Source organism: Luteimicrobium album (assembly GCF_030161555.1).
Lineage (GTDB): Bacteria > Actinomycetota > Actinomycetes > Actinomycetales > Cellulomonadaceae > Luteimicrobium > Luteimicrobium album.
In genome coordinates this window covers 2284402-2307600 of the sequence record NZ_BSUK01000001.1, presented here as the reverse complement: position 1 = coordinate 2307600, position 23199 = coordinate 2284402, and the positions used below count along the sequence as shown (strand labels likewise).

The window sequence follows — 23199 nt, the reverse complement described above, 5'->3', positions numbered from 1 at the left end:
CCCGTGACGTTCATGAAGCAGTCCGGCAAGACGACCGTCGAGGTCGACGTGGACGAGACACCCGCTCCGGCCCGGCCGGGGCCGGCGGCCCGGTTCGCGCCGGCGGCACGCCCGCGCCGAACGACGGCCCGCGCGTCCTGCACGTCGACGCACCCCCGGCAGCCCCGGTGGGGCTGGTGGGCGCGCATCCCGTTGCGGTCGCGGCTCGTCGCGATCGTCTCCGCGCTGCTCGCTGTCGGACTCGTGGTGGCCGCGGTCGCGAGCATCACGCTCGTCCAGCGGTACCTCGTGGGGAAGGTCGACGACGAGCTCACGCAGAACGTGATGACCGTCGTGTCCCAGGTGTCGCAGATGCAGCACGGCACGGCTGTCAACAACGGCTTCCTGCCGTCGGAGTACTACGTCGACGTCGTGGGTACCGACGGCGAGTCGGGCTCGTACACCTGGGGCCACGTCACGGACCGCTACGGGGCCCCTCAGGTCCCCGACCTGACCCCGCTCCAGGTCAAGGTGCGCGGAGGCGAGGCCTTCACGGTCAACGCCTACTACGACGACGGCAAGAACAGCGGCACCCAGTGGCGCCTCCTCGCCATGACGTACCCGACCACGACGGGCGACACGGTCATCGTCTACGTCGGCCTCCCGCTCGCGGACGTCCAGTCGACGGTCCACCAGCTCGGCAAGGTCCTCGGCCTGACGGCGTTCGCGGTGATCATCGCGGGGGCGGCGCTCGGGTACTGGTTGATCCGGCGCGAGCTGCGCCCGCTGCACGCGATCGAGACGACGGCGGCCGCGATCGCGGGCGGCGACCTGGCCCGACGCATCCCGCAGGAGCCCCCGACCACCGAGGTGGGCTCCCTGACGGCGTCGCTCAACGCGATGCTCGCGCAGATCGAGGAGTCGTTCGCCGCCCAGGAGGCCTCGGAGGGGCGGATGCGCCGCTTCGTCTCGGACGCCTCGCACGAGCTCCGGACCCCGCTCGCGACGATCCGCGGGTACGGCGAGCTGTACCGCATGGGCGCGCTGACGACGTCGGACCAGGTGGACGACACCATGCGCCGCATCGAGGACTCCGCGAGCCGCATGGGCACGCTCGTCAACGACCTCCTCGCGCTGGCACGGCTCGACGAGGGTCGCCCGGTCCGCAAGGAGCCCGTGGACCTGACGGCCCTCGCGCAGGACGCGAAGCGCGACCTCGAGGCCCTCGACCCGTCGCGGACCGTGTCGCTCGTCTCGCTCACGCCCCCGGCCCCCACGACACGAGCCCGGCCGTGCCCGACGTCGTCGTGACGGGCGACGAGGACCGCCTGCGGCAGGTCCTCGCGAACCTCGTGGGCAACGTCGTCCGGCACACCCCGGCGGGCACGCCCGCCCAGCTCGCCGTGGGTCTGACCGACGACGGCGCCCGCGGCGTCGTCGAGGTCCGCGACCACGGTCCGGGCGTCAGCACGGAGCAGGCGCAGCACGTGTTCGAGCGGTTCTACCGTGCGGACTCCTCGCGCAACCGCGCGTCGGGCGGCTCGGGGCTGGGCCTCGCGATCGTCGCGGCGATCGTCGGCGCGCACGACGGTCACGTCGCGGTCCGCGACACCCCGGGCGGTGGTCTGACGGTCCGGCTCGAGGTCCCGGTCGTGGTGGCCGCTGTGACCGCCCCGTCAGAGTAGGCTCGCAGGCGTCAGAACACGTACGACGAAGGCGGGGCATGGGCGTCCAGGACGCACATCAATGGCTCGGCTCCTCGTGGCTCCGGTCGTGCCGGGGCGCGGGCGCGACAGCGTCCGACGAGGAGGTCCGCGCGGTAGGACAGCGGCTTCTCGACCGCTGGTCGCACCCGTCGCGGTCGTTCCACAACGTCCGGCACCTCATGGACGTGCTGGGCCGGGTGGACGAGCTCTCGCAGGAGACCCACGAGGCGGACGCCGTCCGGCTGGCCGCCTGGTACCACGGCGCCGTCTTCGCACACGACACGGACGCGGACCACGCGACGCTGGGCAGCGCGGACGAGGACGCGAGCGCGCTGCTCGCGCACGACGAGCTCGCGGGCCTCGGCGTCCCGGAGCGCACCGCGGCCCGCGTGCGCGACCTCGTCGCGATGCTCCACCGGCACTACCCGGAGCCCGGTGACGGCGACGCGGCCGTCCTGTCCGACGCGGACCTCGCGCTCCTGGCCGGCGAGCCGCAGCGGTACAAGGAGTACCTGCGCGCCGTGCGCGAGGAGTACGCGGCGATCCCGCTGCCCGAGTTCCTGCAGGCGCGGCGTGCGATCGTGTCGCGCTTCCTCGCGCGTCCCGCCATCTACGCGAGCCCGATGGGCCACGCGTGGGAGGAGGCGGCCCGCCAGAACCTGCAGGCCGAGCAGGCTCGCATCGACAAGGAGCTGGCCCGTCTCGCGGCCGTGCCTCCCGCCGATCCCGCGTCCTGACGGCCGTCCCCGGCTCGCGCCGGACGTGCGTCGTGCACAGGGCTCGTACCGGCCTCCCCCGACGGCACGGTCGCGGCCCTAGCGTCGTGCTCCGGTCGGGCCCAGCCGGGGCCTGGGAACGGAGGACGCCATGAGCAAGTTCGAGGTGGACAGCGCCGACGTCGCGCACGCGGCACGGACGGTCGAGAGCACCGCCTCCGCGGTGCGCGGCGAGGTGGCGGCGATGCTGCACCGGCTCGAGGAGCTCCAGGGCACGTGGCGTGGGGAGGCGGCAGCGCGGTTCGCTGCGGTGGTCGACGACTGGCGGGCGGTGCAGGTCCGGGTCGACGAGTCGCTCGGCGGGATCCAGGTCGCGATGGTGGGCGCGGCGCAGACGTACGAGGACGCCGAGGCCGGCGCCGCGGCGCTCTTCGGGGCTGAGCCCGCCTGAGAGGATCGGTGCATGACCATCCTCATCGACGACGCACGCTGGCCGAGGCACGGGACCGTGTGGGGCCACCTCGTCAGCGACGCCTCGACTGACGAGCTGCACGCGTTCGCCGACGCCGCGGGGATCCCGCGCCGGGCCTTCGACCTCGACCACTACGACTACCCCGTCGAGCGGTACGAGGAGCTCGTCGCGGCCGGCGCGGTGCCCGTCGACCGGCGGGAGATGGTCCGGCGGCTCAGTGCGTCGGGGCTGCGGGTGCGCGGCCGCGATCGTACGGAGCGGCGGGCGGTCAGACCGTCGGACCGACCGGACTGACGGCTTGCCGGAAACCGCCGTCGCCGGTGCTCACGTCGCGGGCCACAGCGAGCGACGCGGCGACGACGAGCGGACCCGCCCGGCGCGCGGCCGCGTCTGCGTCGTCGCCCGGCGCGACCACGAGCCCGACGGCGGCCGCCGGCAGCCCCTCGACGTCCGGGACCGGGGCAGCGAGGCCGAGCGTGCCGTCGTCGGCCCGGACCAGCGCGAGCTCGGTCGACCGGCTCCCCGGCGGGCCGGTCAGGCCGAGCGCGACCGCCACGGCGCTGAGCGCGGCGTCCGACCCGGCCCCGGATTCGTCACCCGGGCTCTCGGCGGCCGGCTCCGCGCTGCGCACGCGGACGACGCACCGCAACCGAGCCGCGCCCTGGGCCGCTGGGTCGAGGACCGTGACGTGGGCCTGCGCGCCGGTCAGCTCGTGCAGGCGCCGCAGGTGCGGCAGCGCCGCCTCGCGCAGCCGGGTCGCGACGGGCGCGCTCCCCCAGCGACCACAGCGTGGTGCCGGGCACGTACCCGCCGGAGGCCGTCCGCGCGAGCATGCCTAGCCGCTCGAGGTCCGTCGCGATCCGGTGCGCCGTCGAGCTGGCGAGCCCCGCACGCGCGGCGAGCTCGGAGGGGTCAGCGGCGCGCCGTCGTCGTCGAACGCCGACAGGAGGCGCAGCGCGCGGTCCAACAGCCCGTCCATGGCCCCATCTTCCCCGACGCGTCTGGGCGTGCCGTCGGAGGGACGGGATCGGGTACGACGACGGGCCGCCGCCCCCGGCGTGGAGCCGGGGCCGACGGCCCGTCGAACGAGAGGAGCAGGACTCAGAAGTCCATGCCACCCATGCCACCGTCGCCACCGGGCGCGGCCGGAGCCTTCTCCGGCTTGTCGGCCACGACGGCCTCGGTGGTGAGGAAGAGCGCGGCGATCGACGACGCGTTCTGCAGCGCGGAGCGCGTGACCTTGACCGGGTCGTTGACGCCCGCGGCCAGCAGGTCCTCGTACTCACCGGTCGCGGCGTTGAGGCCGTGACCCGAGGGGAGGTTGCGGACCTTCTCCACGACGACGCCACCCTCGAGGCCGGCGTTGACGGCGATCTGCTTGAGCGGAGCCTCGATCGCGACCTTCACGATCTGGGCGCCGGTCGCCTCGTCACCCTCGAGCTCGAGCTTCTCGAACGCGGCGGCACCGGCCTGGATGAGGGCCACGCCACCACCGGCGACGATGCCCTCCTCGACGGCAGCCTTCGCGTTGCGGACGGCGTCCTCGATACGGTGCTTGCGCTCCTTGAGCTCGACCTCGGTGGCCGCGCCCGCCTTGATGACGGCCACGCCGCCGGCGAGCTTCGCGAGGCGCTCCTGGAGCTTCTCACGGTCGTAGTCGGAGTCCGACTTCTCGATCTCGCTGCGGATCTGGTTGACGCGACCGGTGATCTGGTCGGCATCGCCCGCGCCCTCGACGATGGTCGTCTCGTCCTTGGTGACGACGACCTTGCGCGCCTGGCCGAGCAGGTCCAGGGTCGCGTTCTCGAGCTTGAGGCCGACGGTCTCGGTGATGACCTGGCCGCCCGTGAGGATCGCGATGTCCTGGAGCATGGCCTTGCGGCGGTCGCCGAAGCCCGGGGCCTTGACGGCGACGGACTTGAAGGTGCCGCGGATCTTGTTGAGCACGAGGGTGGCGAGCGCCTCCCCGTCCACGTCCTCGGCGATGATGAGGAGCGAGCGACCGGCCTTCATGACCTGGTCGAGCACCGGCAGCAGGTCCTTGACGTTGGAGATCTTCGACTCGACGAGCAGGACGTACGGGTCCTCGAGGACGGCCTCCTGGCGCTCCGGGTCCGTCTCGAAGTAGCGGGCGAGGAAGCCCTTGTCGAAGCGCATGCCCTCGGTGAGCTCGAGCTCGAGCCCGAAGGTGTTCGACTCCTCGACGGTGATGACGCCTTCCTTGCCGACCTTGTCGAGCGCCTCGGCGATGAGCTCGCCGATCGCCGGGTCGCCGGCGGAGATCGCGGCCGTGGCGGCGATCTCCTCCTTGGTCTCGATCTCCTTCGCCGAGTTGAGGAGCTGCTCGGTGACGGCCTCGACGGCCTTCTCGATGCCCTTCTTCAGCGCGATGGGGTTCGAGCCGGCGGCCACGTTGCGCAGGCCCTCGCGCACGAGCGCCTGGGCGAGCACGGTGGCGGTCGTGGTGCCGTCACCCGCGACGTCGTCGGTCTTCTTGGCGACCTCCTTGACGAGCTCCGCACCGATACGCTCGTACGGGTCGTCGAGCTCGATCTCCTTGGCGATGCTCACGCCGTCGTTCGTGATCGTGGGGCGCCCCACTTCTTGTCCAGAACGACGTTGCGGCCCTTGGGGCCGAGCGTGACCTTGACGGTGTCCGCGAGCTGATTGAGCCCGCGCTCCATGCTCCGACGAGCTTCCTCGTCGAACGCGATGATCTTGGCCATGGGGACAGATCCTCCGCTGGTGGCTTCGGTGGGTCTGCCGACGCCCGCGACGGACGGCCCGGCCGTGCGCGTTCAGGTCACGCGTGCGGTCCGGAGCCTCGCCGGTCGACCCGGGTTTGTCACTCTCAAGGCGAGAGTGCTAACGCCATTATTGGCACTCGGCCCTGGCGAGTGCAAGACGCCAGGCCTCCCCGGGCGGGGGTCCCGTACGCCCGTCGCGAAACGCTAGGCTTCCCGGCATGTCACTCGACGATCCGCGCACCGTCGCGCCGCGTCGGCTCGGCACGACCGCTCGGACGTGGCGGATCGCAGTCGCAGCGGCCGCGCTCGTCGTCCTGCTCGTCGCCCAGCTCGTCCCGACCACGTTCAAGAACACGAACGACTGGTTCCCGCTCGGCTCCCTGTCGCAGTACGCGTTCGCGACCAACCCGGACGGCACGGTCAGGTCGGCCTTCATCATCGGCACCACCGCCGATGGCCACGACGTCAAGGTCTGGCTCGACCAGATGGGCATCGGCGTCGGGCACGCGGAGATCGAGGGCCAGCTCCAGCGGATCGTCGACGACCCCGAGCTGCTCGCCGGTGTCGCCCGCGCCTACGCGTGGCGCTACCCGCACCGGCCCCCGCTCGCGACCCTCACGCTCAAGCGCTCGACCAAGAAGCTCCACGACGGCCGCCCCACGGGCGACGAGAGCGTCGAGGTGCTCGCCGTCTACCACGTGCCCGCCGGAGGAGTGCAGTGAACGTGACGAGCACCCTCGGCAGAGCCGGCCGCGCTGTCGGCCGCTGGTGGCTCTCCCCGGTCGCGCTGGCCCGCATCGCGGTGCTCCGCGTCGCCCTGTACCTCTTCACGATCTGGGACATCTTCGTCCTCACGCACGACGTGATCGGGCACGGCTACTCGCGCGAGCTCTACCAGCCCACCCTCATCGGCCGGATCCTGCCGATCCCCGAGCCCACGCCCACCGGCGGTTACGTCATGCAGTGGACGCTCGTCGTCACGTGCCTCGCGACCCCGGTGCTCATGGCGTGCGCCGCCCGATCGTTCCAGTGGGCGGGCCGCGTGACCGGCTGGGTCGCCGGCGTCGTCTTCCTCGCGTGGATGGAGAACTCGCAGGGGTTCGCCTACGTGTCGCACGACCACATGGCCCTCGTGCTGGCACTGCTTCTCCTGCCGACGGTCCCGCCCGCCCGGTTCACCGACCAGACGCCGTCGGAGGCCGCGGGCTGGGCGATCCGATGCATCCAGATCGCCGTCGTCATGACGTACTTCGGCTCCGCTCTGCAGAAGATCGTCCGCACCGGCGGGCTCTTCGCGTGGCCCAACAGCTCGGTCATCGTCTGGTCGCTGATGCGCCGCGGGCGGTCGGCTGTGAGCTGGTCCATCGACTATCCCGGCCTCCTCAAGGTCGGGCAGTGGATCCTCTTCATTGCCGAGCTCACGTCGCCCGTCGTCCTGTGGATCCGCGGGCGGCTGCTCTACCTGGCGGTCGTCCTCGTCTGCGTGTTCCACCTGATCACGTACATCGCGCTCGGCATCCACTTCCTGCCGACCGTGATCTGCTGGCTCGCGTTCCTGCCCCTCGAGCGGCTCGTGCCGTGGGCCCGCCGCGTCCTGCGGATCGGGTCCGACGACGACGCCCGCACGGCGGTCGCCGACCTTCCGTCAGTCCCGGCCGAGCTGCGGTAGGGACCGGATCCCGAACGTCCGGCGCAGCACCCGGCGAGCGGCGAACCAGCCACCCAGGCCGTGCACGCCGGGCCCCGGCGGCGTCGACGCCGAGCACAGGTACACGTCGTCGAGCCCGGTCGCGTAGGGGTCGAGCCACGGTGTCGGGCGGGCGAACATCCGGTACAGCGACACCTCGCCGGCCGCGATGTCCCCACCCACGTAGTTCGCGTTGTGCGCCGGCATCTCGGCCGCGGTCGTCGCGCGGGACGCCACGACGACGTCACGGAACCCGGGCGCGAAGCGCTCGATCTGCGCGGTGACCGCCTCGGTCTGGTCGACCGTCGAGCCCGCTGGGACATGCGTGTACGTCCACAGGGGGCGCAGGGCCCCGACCTCCCGGGTGTCGTCGACGACCGCCGGGTCGCTGAGCAGCACCACCGGCCGCGCCGCGTGCCGTCCGGCGTGGACCTCCGCTCCGCGACCGCCATCTCGCGGCGCGTCCCGCCGATGTGCACCGTGCCCGCGAGCCCCACGTCCGGGTGCTTCCACGGGACCGGCCCGTTCAGCACGAAGTCGACCTTGGACGCGGCGTTGCCGTAGCCGAACGCGTTCAGGGAGCGCGCGGCACGCTCCGGCACGCGGTCCGCGAAGACCTCGAGCAGGGTGCGGGGCGTCGTGTCGAACACGTAGGCGCGCGCTGCGGGGAGGTCGGCGGCGGAGCCCACGGGGCGTCCCGTGACGATCTCCCCGCCGTGCGCCTCGAGGTCCGCGACGAGCGCGGCGACGATCGCGCCTGAGCCGCCGCGCGGGATCGGCCAGCCCTTCTCGGCGTGCGCGAGAGCCCCCAGCAGGAGCGCTGTGCCCGCCCCCGCCATCGAGGGGAGCGACGTGATGGTGTGCGCCGCGATGCCGGTGAGCAGCGCCGGCGCCTCGTCGCCCTTGAAACGCAGGTTCCACGCCGGGGTGCCCTGCTCGAGGACCCCGAGCCCGAAGCGCACCGCCGACCACGGCGTAGAACCGCTCACGCCTGGCGGGAGGGAACGCTTGTCCCCCAGCGCCACGGCGACGACGTCGCGCCAGTGCGACGACAGCCGCCCGAAGAGGTTCCGCCAGGCCGCACCGTCGGGACCCAGCGCGTCGACCGTGCGCTCGAGGTCACGGTAGGCGAGGCCCGCCCGGCCGCCGTCGAGCGGCTGCGCGTAGGACACCTCGGGGACGAGCAGCTCGACGCGGTCCGCGAGGCCGAACGCCTCGAGGAACGGAGATGCCCACGCCATCGGGTGCACGGCCGAGCACACGTCGTGCACGACGCCGTGCGCCAGCCCGAGGTCGAGCGTGCGCGCGCCACCGCCCACCGTGTCCTGGGCCTCCAGCACGAGGACCCCGAGGCCCGCGCGTGCCAGCGTGACCGCTGCCGCGAGGCCGTTCGGCCCCGCCCCCACGACGACGACGTCTCGCACCCCTCGGTGCCCGCCGCCGTCCAGACCGTTGCCGCTCAGAGCGGCCGGACCTGCTCCGCCTGCGGGCCCTTCTGGCCCTGCCCGACCTCGAACTCGACCTGCTGCCCCTCGTCGAGGGACCGGTAACCATCCGACTGGATCGCGCTGTAGTGCACGAACACGTCCTGGCCGCCCGCCTCAGGGGTGATGAAGCCGAACCCCTTCTCGGCGTTGAACCACTTGACGGTGCCCTGGGCCATCTGAGTCTCCTTCTGCGGCGGGCTGCGCCGGAGGTCCCCCTCGGACCCGTGCCGGACGCCGGCCGCACGCTCGCGAATCGCCGTGCCATCTCGCCCGCGAGCCGGTCGCCCACGGTGCAGGTGCGAGCCTAGCCGCGACCGCGCGCGAGGGGAATGGTCCGGGCTGGTGTGTTTCGTCAGGTGAACAGGTGGCCGTCAGGACAGGTCGTGGACCAGCACCGCGACGATCGCCGAGTCGCCCTTCAGCGCGCTGACCTGCTCGACGTCGTCGATGCCGAGGACCGAGCCGACCTTCTTGGCGGTCGCCGCGTCGGCGTCGTCGACGTAGTACACGACGGAGTCGGCGAGCTTGGCGCCCGTGTAGTTGTGCGCTCCGACCGTCGTGAACCCGGCTGCCTTGACCTTGTCGGCGCCACGGGCGGCGAGCCCGGCGACGTTCCCGGCTCCGTTCTTCACGTCGATCGACGTCGCGAGGTCCACGTCGCCGCCGGCCGCCTCGTCGTCGCCGCCCGACGCGTCGTCGGTTTTGTCGGCGTCGGCGGACTTCGTCGCCTGCGGCTTGCTGCTCGTCGTCGCCTTCGACGTGGACTTGGTCGTCGAGTCCTTCGAGGCGGACGTCGACTTGTCGGACGCGCTGGCGTCGCCCGAGCCCAGCAGGTTCGACCCGATCGTGACCGCGCCGTACGCGACGACAGCGAAGACGACCGCGACGACGACGAACGGGAGGACCTTGCGCCAGGGGCTCCGCGGCACCCGGTGGACGCCCGTCGGGGCGTCCTCGGGGACGTCGTCGAACTCGTCCGGGGGTACCGGTAGCTCTTGCTCACCGGCACAGGGTAACCGCCGGGCTTAAGGGGCCTGAAGTCGCGCCCACGCCCGCGGCGACGTCGCAGGTCACGCGCCCGAGCCCGCTCGTCGGGCGGAGCGCTCGCGCTGCCGCGCGGACCGCAGACGGCGCAGGCGCTTGACGAGCATCGGGTCGTGCGCGAGCGCGGCGTCGGTGTCGATGAGCGCGTTGAGGGTCTGGTAGTACCGGGTCGCGGTCATGCCGAAGAGCTCGGAGATCGCGGCCTCCTTGGCGCCGGCGTACTTCCACCACTGGCGCTCGAAGTCGAGGATCGCCCGGTCGCGTTCGTCGAGCCCGGCGCCCTCGTCCGCGACAGGGTCGACGGCGGACACGTCCGCGAGCCGGCCGGTGGCCTCGCCCATCCCTGTTTCCTCTCGCCTCGCGACGTCCGCGCGTCCCGCGCACGACGGCCGGGTTGGCCCGGCTCCCCCAGGGTACGGGCGAACGACACGGGTGTCATTCGTCCGCGCCGCGTGCCTCCGTGACCATCGGCCGGCCCCGGTCTCCGGTACCGCGCGCCTCGCTGGGACACAATGGCCACGTGACAACGAGCGCCGACCCGCACGCCCCCGCCCCCCGCTGGACCTCCTACGTCGCCGTCGGCGACTCGTTCACGGAGGGCCTGTGGGACACCGACCCCGCCGCACCGGACCGGTGCCGCGGATGGGCGGACCGGCTGGCCGCGTCGCTGTCCGCGCGCCGGGTCGCGGCGGGCCAGGAGCCGCTGCGCTACGCGAACCTCGCGGTGCGGGGCAAGCTGCTCGGGCCGATCATCGACGACCAGCTCCCCCGGGCGCTCGACCTCGGGCCCGATCTCGTGAGCCTCGTCGGCGGCGGGAACGACATCCTGCGGCCCCGCGCCGACGTCGACGCCCTGTCGCAGCGGCTCGAGGACGCCGTCGCACGGGTGCGCGCCACGGGCGCCGACGTCCTCGTCGCCACGGGCTTCGACACCGCCGAGAGCCCGGTCGTGTCGCTCACGCGCTCGCGGGTGGGCGTGTACGACACGAACGTCTGGTCGATCGCGCGGCGTCAGGGGGCGTACGTGCTGGACCTGTGGGGCATGCGGTCGCTCAAGGACTGGCGCGTGTGGGCCCCGGACCGCATCCACCTGACCGACGAGGGGCACCGTCGGGTGGCGGACGCCGCGCTCGTCGGGCTGGGGCTCGCGCCCGACGACGCAGCCTGGGACGAGCCGCTCGCCCCGCTGCCCCGCGCACCGTTCTCCGAGCGCGCACGCGAGAACGCCCGGTGGGCCCGGGAGTACGTGGGCCCGTGGGTCGGCCGGCGCCTGCGGCACGAGTCGTCGGGCGACGGTCGCGCCGCGAAGTACCCCGACCTCACCGACTGGACCTGACCGCGAAGATCAGGCGAGGAAGAGTGCACGCAGGCGGCGGGTGGTGACCGTCAGCCCGATCCCGATCATCGCGACGAAGTAGACGACGTGCCACCAGGTGCTCGGTGGGAGGTCGCCGGTCGTGAGCCCGCGGACCAGCTCGACCGCGTGCCACAGCGGCATCGCCTGGATGAGCCACTGCAGGGGCGCCGGGTAGACGCTGATCGGGAAGAACGTGGCCGACAGCAGGAACATCGGCAGCAGCACGATGTTGATCCAGTCCATCTGCTGGAACGTCTTCATGAGGCTCGTGATGGCCATGCCGAACGACGCGAACCCGAAGGCCACGAGCACGACGGCGGGCAGCGCGAGCACCGCCGTCCACGACAGGTTGAGCCCCATGACCTGCATGACCGTGAGGAACCCGGTCGCGTAGACGGCGCCGCGCAGCAGCGCGTAGGAGATCTCGCCGAACGCGACGTCGAGGGGGCCGAGCGACGTCGCGAGCATCGCCTCGTACAACCGGGCGAAGCGCATCTTGAAGAACACGTTCCACGTGGAGTCGTACACCGCCCCGTTCATCGCGGACACCGCGAGGAGCCCGGGAGCGATGTACGCGGCGTACTCCACGTGCAGCCCCGACGGCAGCGTCACGTCCCCGACGTACGTGCCGAGCCCGACACCCATCGCGAACAGGTAGAACACGGGCTCGAAGAAGCCCGACAGCACGACGGTCCAGTTGCTCGTCTTGGTGGCGGCGAGGTTCCGGGCGACGACGGCGCGCGCGTTGCCCGCGTAGAGGGCGCTCACCCCGCCCGAACGTCCGGGGGCCAGGACGTCGCTCATGCGCGCAGCCTCCTCGTGAAGCGGCGGCGCACCGCGAGCCACCCGCCGACGATCAGCCCGACCAGGACCACGACGTGGACGGCGATCAGCCAGCCCGGCTCGCTCTCGCCGTACGAGATCACGCGCCCGAGCTGCGTCGCGTGCCACAGCGGCGACACCCAGCCGATCCAGTGCAACCAGCCCGGCAGCGTGGAGAGCGGGTAGAACGTGCCGGAGAACAGGAACATCGGCGTGAAGATGAACCGCTGCACGATCGCGAACTGGCCCTTGTCCTCGGTCAGGCCCGCCGAGTACGCCATGAGCGGCAGCCCGAACGCGAGCCCGCCCAGGATCCCGACGAACGGCAGCACGAGCACCGTCCACGGGTGCCCGAGGGCCCCGAACGCGAGCGCCAGGACGGCGTACGCCACGGTCGTGAACAGCATGCGCACCAGGACGGCGATCACGATCCCGCCCGCGAGCTGGCTCGGTTCGACGGGCGTCGCGTTGACGCCCCAGAAGAGCTTGCGCCAGCGGAAGCCCTCCATGATCACGTACGTGAACTCCTCGGTCGCGACCGAGATGGCCGCCGTCACGAGGAGCGCAGGGGCCACGAACACCACGTAGTCGACCGGGCCGTGCGGGCCCGACGCGACCGGGGTGTCGATGAACGTCGCGAGCCCCATGCCGAGGCCCAGGAGGTACAGGAGCGGGCTGCCGAGCCCGCCGACGACGATCGTCCAGCCGTACGCCTTCATGGCCCGCAGGCGGTACTCGGCGACGTACCACGCGCCGAGCCGGCGGACGGGCGCCTCGGGGGCTGCGCCGTCGGGCAGGGTGGTGGTGCTCATTCGATGAGGCTCCGCCCCGTGAGACGGAGGAACACGTCCTCCAGGCTCGACCGGCGCACGAGGCTCGTGGTGGGGCGCAGTCCGCGGGCGGCGACCTGCTCGAGGATCGCCTCGCCGTCGGACGCGTAGACGAGGACGCGGTCCGGGAGGATCTCCAGCCGGTCGCCCACCTCCGCGAGGACGCGCGCGGCGGCCTCGTTGCGGTCCGTGCCGAACCGGAGCTCCGCGACCTCGCGCGACGAGTACCGGCGGATCAGCTCCGCAGGGCTCCCCTCGGCCATGATCTGGCCGTGGTCGACGACGACGAGCCGCTCGCAGAGCTGCTCCGCCTCGTCCATGAAGTGCGTCGTCACGACGAGGGTGGTGCCCTGCTCCTTGAGCCGGAACAGGCGGTCCCACAGGATGTGGCGGGCCTGCGGGTCGAGGCCCGTCGTCGGTTCGTCGAGCATGAGGAGCCGCGGCTCGTTGACGAGCGCGCGGGCGATGGTCAGGCGGCGCTTCATGCCGCCGGACAGCTCGTCGACCTTCGCGTCGGCCCGCTCGCTGAGCTGCGCGAATTCCAGCAGCTCCGTCGCGCGCTGCGCGCACACGGACCGCGGGATCCCGAAGTACCTGCCGTACGTGACGAGGTTGCCGCGGGCGGTGAGCTCGCCGTCGAGGTTGTCCTCCTGGGGCACGACGCCGAGCTGGGCGCGGATGCGGGGACCGTGGTCGTCGGGGTCGAGGCCGAGGACGGTGAGGTCGCCGCCCGAGCGGGCCGAGACGGCACCCACCATGCGCATCGTGGTCGACTTGCCGGCGCCGTTGGGGCCGAGCAGCCCGAACGACTCGCCGGGCGCGACCTCGAAGTCGATCCCGTCGACGGCCACGAAGTCGCCAAAGCGCTTCGTCAGGCCGCGCGCGGCGACCACGGGTCCACCGCCCGACGTCGCGGCGGTACGGGTCAGCGGCGCAGGCTGGGGTGGTCGTGCCCTCGGGCATCGGTGTCATGGGCACCAGGACACCGTAACCAGGAGCGCCGACACGGGTCACGGCCGATACCGCCGGACCGGGAGGAGCCGCCTGTCGGGTTCGAACCGACGACCTTTCGCTTACGGGGCCGTCGTTCGCGTCCATAAGCGGTGGGTGCCCGATAGTGCCCGTGACCAGGGCGGACACCGCTGTCGGTCTGCTCGTTGACACTCACTCGTTAGCGGTGGATCGCGTTGATTCCGCCGGGTAAACGGTGGGTGGAGCATACTCGGCGCATGAACGCTGCCCACATCGTCGTGGCCCTGCTCGTGCTGCTCCTCGCGCTCGCCATCATCGTCGGGCTCGTGTGGCTGCTCGTGCTCGGAATACGAGTGCTCAGCCTCAAGGCGAAGGCCGAGCGGCGCGCGCTTGATCACGGTCCCTCCGGCAGCTGAGCGGCGCGGGACACGTTGCCCTCATCGCGTGCAAAGTTCCTTCGCGGGCTATTGGGGCCTCAGGGCTCCTGCGTGCTGCGGTCAGGTCGCGTCAAATTCAGCATTTTGCAGTGTGTACTGACCGTCTCGTACTGCGCGCGAAAGTCAGCGTATGAGGCACCGAGCTTTTCGAAATCGTACCTTGTCCGAAGCGACGCCTCGAAGAGGCTTCGGTAGGCGAGGTTGATTGCCGGCGGCATCTTGTCACGTACGAGTTGGTTCGTGCCGCGACCGCCAGTGCCGTTTCCGCCGTAAGATGTGTGTTTACGGGGGTGTCGCTCGTCCTTTACGAGATCCGGGTCCCCCGAGAGTGCTGCATGGACCATCTGATGTGCCGCATAAAACAACGCCACTATCGCCCAGTCAGTAAACGCATCAGACTTGGCGAGATACTCCGCAACCTCTAGATGGTGCGCCGCCCGCGCAACATGGAACTTCCGCGAACCCATCAGGCTTCAGCGAAATCCTCATCATTGACCGCGTTGAGGGGAATTACATCGAATTCGACCGCGAACTCAGCAGCGTGATCCGCCTCAAAGCGCAAAAGTGACTCGATTGCGACCATTCGATTGTCCCAAGAGTAGGGTTCGATGCATGCACCCACGCGGACGATCGCGGGCGTCGGTTCCCAGCGGACACTCAAGTGCAGCTTGTCGATGTCGCGCAGGTCGCCGAAGCGGCCTCGCAACTCGTACTGCAAGCTCTCAGCTGACATCGGCACTGACCCTCCCATAGTCCTCACGGTAACCCACCACACCAGTACCCACTGACATCACTGCCGGGTGAGCCGTTCGCCGGTCACCCTGACGAACCTCGCCCGGGTGTATCTCTCGACTCCGTTACTCACGGTGCCGGGCGCCTCGTCGGCTTCGACGAAGACGTGCAGGCCGGTGCCGGAGACGGAGCGTTCGACGAACACGACAGGCTCAGGGATCTGGTCGAGGGCCTCGCGTGCCCACGGCGCGAGCTGGTTGCCGTCAAGGCAGTGGTCGAGGTCGTAGACACCCAGGCCGTCGCCGAGCATGATCCCGTAGCCGTCTCCTGCGCCCTTCTGAACCTCGGCATAGGTGGCCCAGGTGCTCGGGTTGGTCGACGAGGCTGGCCGACCCTCGAGGGTGATGGGACGTTTGCCGGCAGCACGGGTCCAGCGTCGGCCGGTTCGCATCTGGGCAGGCAGGGCGGTCGCGCGGTGGTGAGCGACACGGCAGCGAGTAGAGCAGAACCGGGCGGGCCGACCGCGCCCAGCACGGACCGGAATCGGCGTTCCACATACGGGGCATTGGGCCGGCGGCATGTTCACCATTCTACCACTTAGGTAACGAAAACAGTATTTCCAACTGCGAAAATAACCCCAGCCCAGGCGGACGGTTCGCCTGGGCTGGGGCGGTCGTGGGGTCAGGATGCCGGGACGACTTGCCGTGCGGCGTCGACGGCGCAGCACTGGCGCAGGGTCTTGCCGGACTCGCAGGGGCACGGTTCGTCGAGCTCGGGCACCAGGCAGCACTCGAGGTAGGTCTTGCCTGAACCACACCTGCAGGGGCCGAGCTGGACTTGGGGGTGCAAGCCGCCTGCCATGACCTCGGCGAACTCAGCGCCGGAGTCGTTGAAGGCGTGGATCTTCTTGGTCGCGATGCCATCGGAGTTGATGGTCGTGAGCCACAGGTCTCCTCCGACCAGCACCTTCAGACTCGAGCCGACCGTGCAGCGCCTCGATCGGAACAGGCGAGCGGACTCGGCAAGGTCGATCCACCCGGCGGTCGTGGTCGGCGCCGTGGGCGAGTCCGTCCAGCCGATGAGTACGTCACGGTTCGCCGCGGCGGTCGCGCGCTTGGCAGCCTTCTCGTCGGCGGTGAGCGGGCTGTCGTCGCGGAGCAAACGGTCGTCAGCGACGTAAGAGTCGATCCGGGCGAGTTCGACGTCGGAGATCTTCATCCCGGCCGGTGACGGGATGACGAAGAAGTCATCGAGCTCTTCACCCTGGAATCCGTCGAAGGAGCTGAACGCCGCAGCCGCGTACCGGGACTCGGCTGCGAACCATCCGACGAGGATCACGATGGCTCCCACGTCCTTCTGGTCGTCGGGGTAGGTGGCCCAGCACTCCGGGAGCACGTCACGCAGGGCGACGAGGAGGTCCTCGAACGTGGTCGAATCAGTGCTCTGCGCCTCGACAAACGCGCCGAACGTGGCCAGGAAGCCGACCGGGCCAGATCCGGTCAGGACGGTCCTCAGATGCGGGATCGCGTGCACTTTGGACGAGTGGCCCAATCTGGTGGCGGTGGTGTTGTAGGTCCAGCTGTCGGTGCTGATCCGGGCGGCGGTCTTGGAGGTGTGGATCGCGATGTAGGTCATGGTGGGTAGCTCCTCAGTGGTCGAGCAGGTCGGTGATCAGGTCGTTGGTTGCTCTCGCAGGTCCGACCAACGCGCCCCCGTCGGCGTGCCGCGGGGCCGCGATCGCTGCCGGGACGTTGAGCAGGCCCATGTCGTGCTGGAGCTGGTGGATCGCGGCGTAGGCGTTCGCGGTGTTGACGCCGGCGTTGATGGTCCACTTGCCCGGGTTGGCGATCTGGCGGCGAAGCTCGGCGAGCTTGGACTGCGCGTCGAGGGTGTCGGCGTCGACCTGGACCTTCACGTTCGAGGGGATCAGGCCGATCTGGTCGGCGAGCTTCTTCGCTTGGGCCTTCGACAGGCCCATCGCCTCAGCGGCGTCGATGTACGCCTGCCGGGTTGACGCCATCTTCTTCTGCACGGCGACCTGCGAGGCGCCCTGGGTGTTCATCGAGTCGATGACCTGCAGGCCGGCCTTCGCGATCGCGTCGAGCGCGGCCGCGTTGTCGCGGCCCTTCTGGGTGCCTGTGTCCAGGGTGCGGCCGTTCTTGGCGACCGCGTCCGCTGCGTCGTCGATCGACTGCTGGAACTGACGTTGCGCATCTCGCATCGACAAGGCCTGCCCGGACGCCTTGGTCATCTGAGTGACCAGGTCCGACAACGCGCTGGCGTAGTCCTGGGTCGTCTCGGTCCCCGACGCTGCTGCGGCGGCATACTGCTTGAGGGCGTCGGTGGAGGTGTTCAGGCCGCCGGTGGTGTTCACGACCTGCGCGCCCATCGACTTCTGCGCGTCCAGGTACTGCTGGGCGCCCTTGGACCCTGACGCGAACGCGTCCTGGGTGCGCTTGAGGACCGCGTTCAGAACGTCGGCGTCGGTGTTCGAGCCCTTGCCCGCCGCCAACGCCGCCTGCATCGCCTTGGTGTACCGCTCCGAAGCGCCCGGCAACTCCAGGGCCGCGTCCACGACGGTGTCCGCGGCGACCCCGAGCTTCTTCGCGGCCTCGAGCGCGGACTCCCCGTTCCCGCCCTCGGTCAGCTGCTCCCACAGCGACTGACGGTCGCTGGACAACTTGTCCAAGACAGCGGACCTCGTCGCGTCCGTGATCGCGCCGTTCGTGTCGATCAACGCCCGACGGAAGTCGTCCGTGGACGCCTTCGCCTTGCCCGTCTCCTGGGTCCAGATCCCCACCGCCGCAGCCCCAGCGGTCAGCAGGGCACCGATCTGCCCCGACGCCAACGCCGCGGTCTTGAACGACACGTTCAACGCCGCCAGCGACGTCTTCACCGATGCTGCGGCGGTCACGATCTTGATCAGGCCCGCCACGCCCAGGGTCGCGAGCCCGCCCCCGCCGACGATCCCCAGGGCCGCTGTCTTCGCGGCCGGGGGCAACGCGTCCAGGGCGGCCACGACGTCCGTGGCCCCGTTGACCAGGCTCCGAAGCGGTGAGTTCGCCGACGAGCCCGTGGAGATCAACGCGTTCTGGAACGTCGCCTTGAACCGCGCCATGTCCCCGTTCAACGAGTCCAGCTTGCCCCGGGCCTGCTCAGCGGCGAACCCCTGGTCATCGACGGTGTCGATCCACTGCTGCACGCCCTTCGCGCCCTGCTGGTACAGGATGCTCGCGGCACGGACCGCGTCCGACCCGAAGATCGTCTTCAAGGCCGCGTTCTGCTGGGCTGGGGCGAGCTTGTCCAGCCCGGTCTTCAGCTGCCCGGCCACCGTCGTTAGGCCCACGAAGTTGCCCTGGCTGTCATACGCCTTGAGCCCGATGTCCTTCATCGCGGCCGCGGCCTGCTTCGAGTTCGGAGTCAGCGCCTGCAACATCGTCTTGAAGCTGGTACCCGCGTCCGAGCCGAGCAGCCCAGCCGAAGCGAACGCCGAGAGCGCGCCCGTGGTCTCCTCGATCGACAGACCCGTCTGGGCTGCGACCAGACCCGACTGCGACAACGCCTGCCCGAGCTGGTCCACCCCGCCCAGCGCCTTGTCCGCACCGGCGGCCAGGAGGTCTGCCACGTGCGAGACGTCCGCACCCTTCAACTTGAACTGCGTCATCGCGGCCGACGCGATCTCCGTCGCCTGCGCCACATCGATCTGCCCCGCAGACGCCAGGGTCAGGGCGCCCTTGAGCGCGCCGCCCATGATGTCCTTCACGGACACGCCGGCCTTGACGAGCTCGATCTCCGCATCGGCGGCCTGGGTCGCCGAGATCCCGAACTGCTTGGCGAAGCCCATCGTCGCGGTCTTGAGCTGGGTCATCTCCGAGGCGGTCGCGTGCGAGAGCGACTTGACCTGCGCCATCTTGGAGTCCCAGTCGGCGAACGCCTTGACCGCGACCGTAGCCGACGCAGCGAGCGCGGTGCCCATGATCGCCGCCGCCTTGGACACGTCAGCCAACGAGGCCGCGTTCTTCTGCGCGTACGCCGGCAGCTTGTTGTTGACGACATCCTCGATGGACTTCTTGGCAGCGGCCGCGTTCGCGCGCACACCCGAGATGTCGAGGTTGATCTTGAGGGTCTCTGTTCTTGTGGCCATTGACTGACCTCCTTTTTCGTTACATGGACTCCTGGCGACTGAGCGCCTCAGATCCTGCGGACCTGGCCCGGGCGGGCTGCCCTCCGTTCGGACCCTCAGCAGGCCTTCCAGGAGCTTCTGTGGCCCCCGAAAAAACGAGGGAGGGTCGCACGCTGGATTCGAGTTGCTATCCGGCGGTTAGGGCCGGGCGGCGGGGGAGTCCCCGCCACCCGGTGGGCACCGCGTCAGGTGTTCGCGACAGTCGCCCATCCCTTCGCTTGTGCCTCCGCGAGAATCCGATCGACGTCGGTGCTCGCGTCGTCGTGGTACCCACGGCTCCTGGCCGCGTCGGCGGCTTCATGTGCCTCCTGGGCTGAAGCGACCAGGCGCGGCACTCCGCCGACCTGTCGCGCGATCGCGTAGAACGACGTGCCCTTCGGTGCCTTCAGACCGGGGCCGGTGGCGTCGATGAGACGCTGATACGCGTCCGGCGTGAACGCGAAGAGCGTGAACCACTCGTCGCTGTACCACGACAGATCCTGCGGGCGATCGACCAGCCTGCCCGATGCGCGCTCGAAGGCCCTCCGTCGCACGTCGGAGTAGTTCAGCTGGCCGGGATGGACCTTGTAGACGTTCGCAGGCTCGGTGGCCTCGATCAGCAGCTCGTAGTTCGAGATCATCCATCCCTCGAGCAGGCCCCGGATCTCGGGGCGCGAAGCCCCGTAGGTCCGCTCAGCGCTGAGCCTGATCTTCTCGGCGAGCTGTCGCGCCTGGACGCTTCGGCCCTGCGCTGCGACCGTCTCCGTCTCGTGCGTCGACAGCACGCTCGCGTAGTCGCTGCCGAGGATGGCGTCGGAGCCGAGGGGCTCGGCCTGGCGTCCCTGAGGGTGAGCGCCCGACGGTTCGCCTCTCGGTAGTCGGCCACCGCAGCACGCACGGAATCTGGCATCTCGAGCCCGAGAGTCTTAAGGTCCTCGAACATCTGCCCGATCGTCGGGTGGACTCGTGCGTAGTCGATCTTCGTCGGCTCGTCGGGCGTGGTCTTCTTCGTCGTCGTCATGCAGTCCTCCGGAGTTGGGCGGCGCCGCAGTCCGGGCACCGCAGGAAGTGCCATCCGCGCATCCGGGATGGGATCTGGGTTGGTCCAGGTCGACGACAGCCGCCCCGGTGGGGAAGCTGCTCGACGGTGGTCGTCGTCACGTGTCCTCCTGGAAGTCGTGGCACGAGCACCCGCGTGCTCGGCAGCGCCGGTCTGGCAGGTCCCATCCCGGCCGCCGGCCGTGGATTCGACGGACATGGCCACACAGGCAGGGGTCAAGGTCGTTCATGCGGCCTTCGCCCCCGGAGTCGGTCGGCGAGAGTCACAACCAGCTCGCGCGTGGACAGGGATGGTTCCGAGACCGCGAGCTGCTCCATTTGAGCCGCGGCGAAGCCGGCCTCGAGCGTGTTCAGGAACGTGGATGCGGCCTTCAATTCCTCATCGCGGATCGCCTCGCGCGCGGTCTGTTGGTCACCTTGGGACGCAACCTGATTTGTCGTCCTCGCTTGAAGTGGAGTTGTAGTACTTGTAGTAGGGGGTACCCTCAGCGGCCCCCTATCGGGACACTGAGTGGCCCCCTGTGGGGTACCCTCAGCGGCCCCCTGTAGGGGTACGTTCAGCGGCCCCCTAGGAGAAGCCGTCGAGGCGTCGGTCGCCGGGTGCGTAGGGGTACGTTCAGCGGCCCCCTGTCGGCGGTCGAAGATCAGGTCGAACTCCGCCGTCCCGGCATACCCACCTCGCTGCACACGGACCAGCGCGCCGACCTCGACGAGCTTCGTGATCGCCCTCTTGACGGACCTCTTCGCGGTCTCGACGTCTCCCTCGCGACGGGAATCGGGTGGCGGCAGCACGCTCACGGCGAGCTGCTCGCGGCTCGCCCAGCACCGCCGTGCCGGCTTCTTGTCGCTCGCCTCGTCGAGGGCCAACAGGGCCATGTAGACGAGCACCCGGAACGGGAGGTGCGGCAGGTCGCCCCACGTCCCGTACACGAGCCTCACGTTCTGGTTACCCATCGCACCTCCCCTCCGCGTCGCGCCGCCCGCTCAGGCGGCCAACTCAATCTCGTCCACGGCCATCACCGAGTCCGCTCGTCGTCGTGCCCGAACTCGGCCCAGCCGCCCGGGTGCGGCCGCAAGGTCACACTCGTCACACCGGATTCGGTGATGAAGGTCGACCCGCTCATGACGCCCGGCTCCGCGGATGCCTTCGCCTTCGTCAGCCGCGTGAGCATCGGGTCTCGGTCCAGCGGCCACACGACGAAGTCGAGGACCACTCCCCGATCTCGCCCAAGGCCTCGTCGAGACCGCACTCGGTGCAGATGGGCACGCACCGACAGGTCGTCACGCGTGACCCGGCGGCCGTCTCGACATCCAGCGGGCCCTCGCACCGCGGGCACGAGCCCGTCTCGATCTCGAACGTGAACATCCCGTCCACGTAGCGCCGTACCGCCTCGAGCTCGCCGCCAAGCAGCGGCTCGCCGGCAGCAAGCTCGAACCTGTCGACCACGTGGGCCGGGTCGTACGCGTGCGTCCCGGAGAAGCTCTGCACCCCTGCCCCCTCACCGCGCACCCGCCAGCTCGTCAGCACCCTCGACGAGCCGAGACACAGGGACGTCCAGTGCGCGCGCGATGTCGACCAGCAGCTCCCACGGGAACGGCTTCTCGCCGAGCATGTAGACCTCGATCTCGGACGGCCCGAGGCTCACGGAGATCGAGAGCTGGATCATCTGCACGTCTCGCTCGACCATCACCTGACGGATATTCAAGATCGGGACTTGCCGGATCGCCGGGACGCCGCGGGCGTCCAGGTCGGAGAAGCTCCGCCGGCGGGTCACTTGTCCGCCTCCAGGGACTTCTCCCACACCTCGGCGATGAAGACCAGGTCGTCCGCGAGCAGCCGTAGGTCGAGCGGCTCCTTGATCGTCAGTTCGTCCGCGTTCAGCTCGACCGCGATCCGATGCCCACCGTCATCTCGGACCTCCTCCCAGTAGTCGAGGCTGATCGCAACCTCGTCGTATTGGATGCGGGCGACACCGGTCTGAGACCAGCCGGACACGTTGTGGTCGATGTGCAACGACGGCTTCCAGGGGCCGACCTCGTCGAGCCACGCGGGCGGCTCGGTGAACGGGCGCGGGATCCGAGGCCACCCGGTCGCAACCTGCCGCACGAACCCCTCCGCCTGCTCGAGCGTCAGGCTCGTGCTGCTGAGCAGGTCTTGCGCGTGCTCGATCGCATTCTCGGGCAGGCCCGACGTCGCCCTCAGTCGCTCGATCAGCGCGGCCTTCGCCTCGTACGTCGCGGGCACCGGCTTGTCCCTCACCCCAGTGCGCCCCGCCGCGTACCCCAGCGCGAAAGCCTCGCGAGGGTCTTCCGCCGCCTGAGCGACGACGTCAGCGTCCTGTGTCAGGATGTTCTTGGTCACGATCTCCTGCTTCCTGTTGGTGTTGTGATCCACGCCGGAGACCTGCTGCAACAGGTGCTCCGGCTTCTTCGTGTCGTGCGACTTCCCGCCCACGTCAGGCAGACTCCCGAACGCCATCGATCCAGGAGTCGATGTCGTCCTGCCGCCAACGCAGGTGCTTGCCGACGAGGATCGCGCGCGGGCCGTAGCCGCGAGTTCTCCAGCGATAGATGGTCTTCACCGGGACGCCCAGCTGCTCGCCCACGTCGGCGGGCGTCAAGAGTGCGACTGCCATCAGGCACCTCCATTTATGATCCCTTCAACGCGATGGCTGATCGCGTCTGACATCAAGGATGCACCATCGAGGGTCAATGCGCAACGTTGAGCGTGGAAGCGATCAAAGATCATCGGTAGGCTGCTGGTCATGGCGGGAAAGGCAATCGAGCTCGGGCCCACTGGCGACCGCGTTCGGAACACCGTGGGCTGGATGCGCGAACAGCGAGGGATGTCCTTCGCCGAGCTATCTCGTCGCCTAGCTGGGCTCGGGCGACCGATCCCGCCTCTCGGTCTCCGGCGAATCGAAGCGGGCGAACGTCGAGTCGATGTCGATGACCTCGTGGCACTGGCACAGGTCCTGGATGTCGCGCCC

The 23199-nt window shown here is 70.1% G+C and carries 27 protein-coding genes and 4 pseudogenes; 10 read left to right on the top strand and 21 right to left on the bottom strand.

Annotated elements, in window-relative coordinates:
• Positions 1-12 precede the first annotated feature (12 nt).
• From QQK45_RS11970 to QQK45_RS11950, 5 genes are all read left to right on the top strand, one after another.
• On the top strand, positions 13-1290 hold the full coding sequence (locus QQK45_RS11970; RefSeq protein WP_284295035.1) for a HAMP domain-containing sensor histidine kinase: 1278 nt from the start codon (positions 13-15) through the stop codon (positions 1288-1290).
• Entirely contained in the window at positions 1272-1664 is a 393-nt protein-coding gene (locus QQK45_RS11965; protein WP_284293447.1) for a sensor histidine kinase, read from the top strand. The genes QQK45_RS11970 and QQK45_RS11965 overlap by 19 nt, the downstream gene beginning before the upstream one ends.
• Before the next feature lie 38 nt (positions 1665-1702).
• Complete coding sequence (locus QQK45_RS11960; RefSeq protein WP_284293446.1) at positions 1703-2422, top strand: HD domain-containing protein; 720 nt, start codon at positions 1703-1705, stop codon at positions 2420-2422.
• 130 nt (positions 2423-2552) lie between these two features.
• Positions 2553-2852 (top strand): WXG100 family type VII secretion target, encoded by a 300-nt coding sequence (locus tag QQK45_RS11955; protein ID WP_284293445.1) that lies wholly within the window; start codon positions 2553-2555, stop codon positions 2850-2852.
• Positions 2853-2864: 12 nt separating this feature from the next.
• Entirely contained in the window at positions 2865-3167 is a 303-nt protein-coding gene (locus QQK45_RS11950; protein WP_284293444.1) for a DUF4031 domain-containing protein, read from the top strand.
• Here the strand turns inward: QQK45_RS11950 and QQK45_RS11945 are convergent.
• From QQK45_RS11945 to groL, 3 genes and pseudogenes are all read right to left on the bottom strand, one after another.
• Positions 3142-3504, bottom strand: a complete 363-nt coding sequence (locus QQK45_RS11945; RefSeq protein WP_284293443.1) for a hypothetical protein — start codon at positions 3502-3504, stop codon at positions 3142-3144. The two genes, QQK45_RS11950 and QQK45_RS11945, sit on opposite strands and share 26 nt — an antisense overlap.
• Complete coding sequence (locus QQK45_RS23235) at positions 3467-3991, bottom strand: helix-turn-helix domain-containing protein (protein WP_431310265.1); 525 nt, start codon at positions 3989-3991, stop codon at positions 3467-3469. The genes QQK45_RS11945 and QQK45_RS23235 overlap by 38 nt, the downstream gene beginning before the upstream one ends.
• Positions 3975-5599 (bottom strand): annotated as a pseudogene (gene groL / locus QQK45_RS11935) (chaperonin GroEL). Before groL ends, QQK45_RS23235 begins: the two are co-directional and overlap by 17 nt.
• A gap of 239 nt (positions 5600-5838) precedes the next feature.
• On the opposite strand from groL, the gene QQK45_RS11930 reads away from it, so the two are divergent.
• Both QQK45_RS11930 and QQK45_RS11925 read left to right on the top strand, forming a co-directional pair.
• Positions 5839-6342, top strand: coding sequence for a hypothetical protein (locus QQK45_RS11930; protein WP_284293440.1), 504 nt, complete (start codon positions 5839-5841; stop codon positions 6340-6342).
• Positions 6343-6344: 2 nt separating this feature from the next.
• Positions 6345-7289, top strand: coding sequence for a hypothetical protein (locus QQK45_RS11925; RefSeq protein ID WP_284293439.1), 945 nt, complete (start codon positions 6345-6347; stop codon positions 7287-7289).
• Here QQK45_RS11925 and QQK45_RS11920 read toward each other — a convergent pair.
• The 4 genes and pseudogenes from QQK45_RS11920 to QQK45_RS11905 all read right to left on the bottom strand — a co-directional run bounded on the left by QQK45_RS11920 (position 7266) and on the right by QQK45_RS11905 (position 10179).
• Positions 7266-8731 (bottom strand): annotated as a pseudogene (locus QQK45_RS11920) (phytoene desaturase family protein). The gene QQK45_RS11925 and the pseudogene QQK45_RS11920 sit on opposite strands and share 24 nt — an antisense overlap.
• 35 nt (positions 8732-8766) lie before the next feature.
• Entirely contained in the window at positions 8767-8970 is a 204-nt protein-coding gene (gene cspE, locus QQK45_RS11915; protein WP_036947283.1) for a transcription antiterminator/RNA stability regulator CspE, read from the bottom strand.
• A gap of 195 nt (positions 8971-9165) precedes the next feature.
• Entirely contained in the window at positions 9166-9723 is a 558-nt protein-coding gene (locus QQK45_RS11910; protein ID WP_284293438.1) for a LytR C-terminal domain-containing protein, read from the bottom strand.
• A 141-nt stretch (positions 9724-9864) separates the two neighbouring features.
• Complete coding sequence (locus tag QQK45_RS11905) at positions 9865-10179, bottom strand: DUF3263 domain-containing protein (protein WP_284293437.1); 315 nt, start codon at positions 10177-10179, stop codon at positions 9865-9867.
• A gap of 179 nt (positions 10180-10358) precedes the next feature.
• Here QQK45_RS11905 and QQK45_RS11900 point away from each other — a divergent pair, with 179 nt between their 5' ends.
• Entirely contained in the window at positions 10359-11174 is an 816-nt protein-coding gene (locus QQK45_RS11900; protein WP_284293436.1) for an SGNH/GDSL hydrolase family protein, read from the top strand.
• A 9-nt stretch (positions 11175-11183) separates the two neighbouring features.
• On the opposite strand, the gene QQK45_RS11895 is transcribed toward QQK45_RS11900, so the two are convergent.
• The 3 genes from QQK45_RS11895 to QQK45_RS11885 are packed head-to-tail and all read right to left on the bottom strand — an operon-like array spanning position 11184 to position 13740.
• On the bottom strand, positions 11184-11999 hold the full coding sequence (locus tag QQK45_RS11895) for an ABC transporter permease (RefSeq protein WP_284293435.1): 816 nt from the start codon (positions 11997-11999) through the stop codon (positions 11184-11186).
• Entirely contained in the window at positions 11996-12829 is an 834-nt protein-coding gene (locus tag QQK45_RS11890; protein ID WP_284293434.1) for an ABC transporter permease, read from the bottom strand. The genes QQK45_RS11895 and QQK45_RS11890 overlap by 4 nt, the downstream gene beginning before the upstream one ends.
• Positions 12826-13740, bottom strand: a complete 915-nt coding sequence (locus tag QQK45_RS11885) for an ABC transporter ATP-binding protein (protein ID WP_284293433.1) — start codon at positions 13738-13740, stop codon at positions 12826-12828. The genes QQK45_RS11890 and QQK45_RS11885 overlap by 4 nt, the downstream gene beginning before the upstream one ends.
• A gap of 336 nt (positions 13741-14076) precedes the next feature.
• Here QQK45_RS11885 and QQK45_RS11880 point away from each other — a divergent pair, with 336 nt between their 5' ends.
• A complete protein-coding gene (locus QQK45_RS11880; RefSeq protein ID WP_284293432.1) occupies positions 14077-14235 on the top strand; it encodes a hypothetical protein in 159 nt (52 codons plus the stop codon).
• Positions 14236-14722: 487 nt separating this feature from the next.
• Here QQK45_RS11880 and QQK45_RS11875 read toward each other — a convergent pair whose 3' ends face one another.
• The 11 genes and pseudogenes from QQK45_RS11875 to QQK45_RS23230 all read right to left on the bottom strand — a co-directional run.
• Positions 14723-14989 carry a hypothetical protein gene (locus QQK45_RS11875; protein ID WP_284293431.1) on the bottom strand — a complete coding sequence of 89 codons (267 nt, stop codon included), beginning with the start codon at positions 14987-14989 and terminating at the stop codon, positions 14723-14725.
• Between the two features lie 57 nt (positions 14990-15046).
• The gene (locus QQK45_RS11870) at positions 15047-15298 is read right to left on the bottom strand and encodes a hypothetical protein (RefSeq protein WP_284293430.1); all 252 of its coding nucleotides are present in this window, start codon (positions 15296-15298) and stop codon (positions 15047-15049) included.
• Between the two features lie 371 nt (positions 15299-15669).
• Positions 15670-16623 carry an SEC-C domain-containing protein gene (locus QQK45_RS11865; RefSeq protein WP_284293429.1) on the bottom strand — a complete coding sequence of 318 codons (954 nt, stop codon included), beginning with the start codon at positions 16621-16623 and terminating at the stop codon, positions 15670-15672.
• 13 nt (positions 16624-16636) lie between these two features.
• Positions 16637-19132, bottom strand: coding sequence for a phage tail tape measure protein (locus QQK45_RS11860; protein WP_284293428.1), 2496 nt, complete (start codon positions 19130-19132; stop codon positions 16637-16639).
• 224 nt (positions 19133-19356) lie between these two features.
• Entirely contained in the window at positions 19357-19935 is a 579-nt protein-coding gene (locus QQK45_RS11855) for a hypothetical protein (RefSeq protein ID WP_284293427.1), read from the bottom strand.
• 490 nt (positions 19936-20425) lie between these two features.
• Positions 20426-21163: a histone H1/H5 family protein gene (locus QQK45_RS11850; protein ID WP_284293426.1), complete on the bottom strand. Its 738-nt coding sequence runs from the start codon at positions 21161-21163 to the stop codon at positions 20426-20428.
• A gap of 202 nt (positions 21164-21365) precedes the next feature.
• The gene (locus QQK45_RS11845) at positions 21366-21698 is read right to left on the bottom strand and encodes a hypothetical protein (protein ID WP_284293425.1); all 333 of its coding nucleotides are present in this window, start codon (positions 21696-21698) and stop codon (positions 21366-21368) included.
• 10 nt (positions 21699-21708) lie between these two features.
• Positions 21709-21984: a hypothetical protein gene (locus tag QQK45_RS11840; RefSeq protein WP_284293424.1), complete on the bottom strand. Its 276-nt coding sequence runs from the start codon at positions 21982-21984 to the stop codon at positions 21709-21711.
• Entirely contained in the window at positions 21981-22688 is a 708-nt protein-coding gene (locus QQK45_RS11835) for a hypothetical protein (RefSeq protein WP_284293423.1), read from the bottom strand. Before QQK45_RS11835 ends, QQK45_RS11840 begins: the two co-directional genes overlap by 4 nt.
• The gene (locus tag QQK45_RS11830) at positions 22666-22791 is read right to left on the bottom strand and encodes a helix-turn-helix transcriptional regulator (protein ID WP_431310336.1); all 126 of its coding nucleotides are present in this window, start codon (positions 22789-22791) and stop codon (positions 22666-22668) included. Before QQK45_RS11830 ends, QQK45_RS11835 begins: the two co-directional genes overlap by 23 nt.
• Positions 22774-22851 (bottom strand): annotated as a pseudogene (locus tag QQK45_RS23230) (hypothetical protein); the annotation flags it as partial. The pseudogene QQK45_RS23230 and the gene QQK45_RS11830, both read right to left, overlap by 18 nt.
• Positions 22852-22974: 123 nt before the next feature.
• Here QQK45_RS23230 and QQK45_RS23225 point away from each other — a divergent pair.
• Positions 22975-23190 (top strand): annotated as a pseudogene (locus QQK45_RS23225) (helix-turn-helix domain-containing protein); the annotation flags it as partial.
• Between the last annotated feature and the right edge of the window lie 9 nt (positions 23191-23199).

Coding starts and splice junctions, on each gene's coding strand:
- QQK45_RS11930 (WP_284293440.1), top strand. CDS start 5,839: ATGTCACTCGACGATCCGCGCACCGTCGCGCCGCGTCGGCTCGGCACG.
- QQK45_RS11870 (WP_284293430.1), bottom strand. CDS start 15,298: ATGCTCGGCGACGGCCTGGGTGTCTACGACCTCGACCACTGCCTTGAC.
- QQK45_RS11895 (WP_284293435.1), bottom strand. CDS start 11,999: ATGAGCGACGTCCTGGCCCCCGGACGTTCGGGCGGGGTGAGCGCCCTC.
- QQK45_RS11905 (WP_284293437.1), bottom strand. CDS start 10,179: ATGGGCGAGGCCACCGGCCGGCTCGCGGACGTGTCCGCCGTCGACCCT.
- QQK45_RS11890 (WP_284293434.1), bottom strand. CDS start 12,829: ATGAGCACCACCACCCTGCCCGACGGCGCAGCCCCCGAGGCGCCCGTC.
- cspE (WP_036947283.1), bottom strand. CDS start 8,970: ATGGCCCAGGGCACCGTCAAGTGGTTCAACGCCGAGAAGGGGTTCGGC.
- QQK45_RS11850 (WP_284293426.1), bottom strand. CDS start 21,163: ATGGGTAACCAGAACGTGAGGCTCGTGTACGGGACGTGGGGCGACCTG.
- QQK45_RS11880 (WP_284293432.1), top strand. CDS start 14,077: ATGAACGCTGCCCACATCGTCGTGGCCCTGCTCGTGCTGCTCCTCGCG.
- QQK45_RS11875 (WP_284293431.1), bottom strand. CDS start 14,989: ATGTCAGCTGAGAGCTTGCAGTACGAGTTGCGAGGCCGCTTCGGCGAC.
- QQK45_RS11865 (WP_284293429.1), bottom strand. CDS start 16,623: ATGACCTACATCGCGATCCACACCTCCAAGACCGCCGCCCGGATCAGC.
- QQK45_RS11860 (WP_284293428.1), bottom strand. CDS start 19,132: ATGGCCACAAGAACAGAGACCCTCAAGATCAACCTCGACATCTCGGGT.
- QQK45_RS11950 (WP_284293444.1), top strand. CDS start 2,865: ATGACCATCCTCATCGACGACGCACGCTGGCCGAGGCACGGGACCGTG.
- QQK45_RS11955 (WP_284293445.1), top strand. CDS start 2,553: ATGAGCAAGTTCGAGGTGGACAGCGCCGACGTCGCGCACGCGGCACGG.
- QQK45_RS11960 (WP_284293446.1), top strand. CDS start 1,703: ATGGGCGTCCAGGACGCACATCAATGGCTCGGCTCCTCGTGGCTCCGG.
- QQK45_RS11835 (WP_284293423.1), bottom strand. CDS start 22,688: ATGGCGTTCGGGAGTCTGCCTGACGTGGGCGGGAAGTCGCACGACACG.
- QQK45_RS11970 (WP_284295035.1), top strand. CDS start 13: ATGAAGCAGTCCGGCAAGACGACCGTCGAGGTCGACGTGGACGAGACA.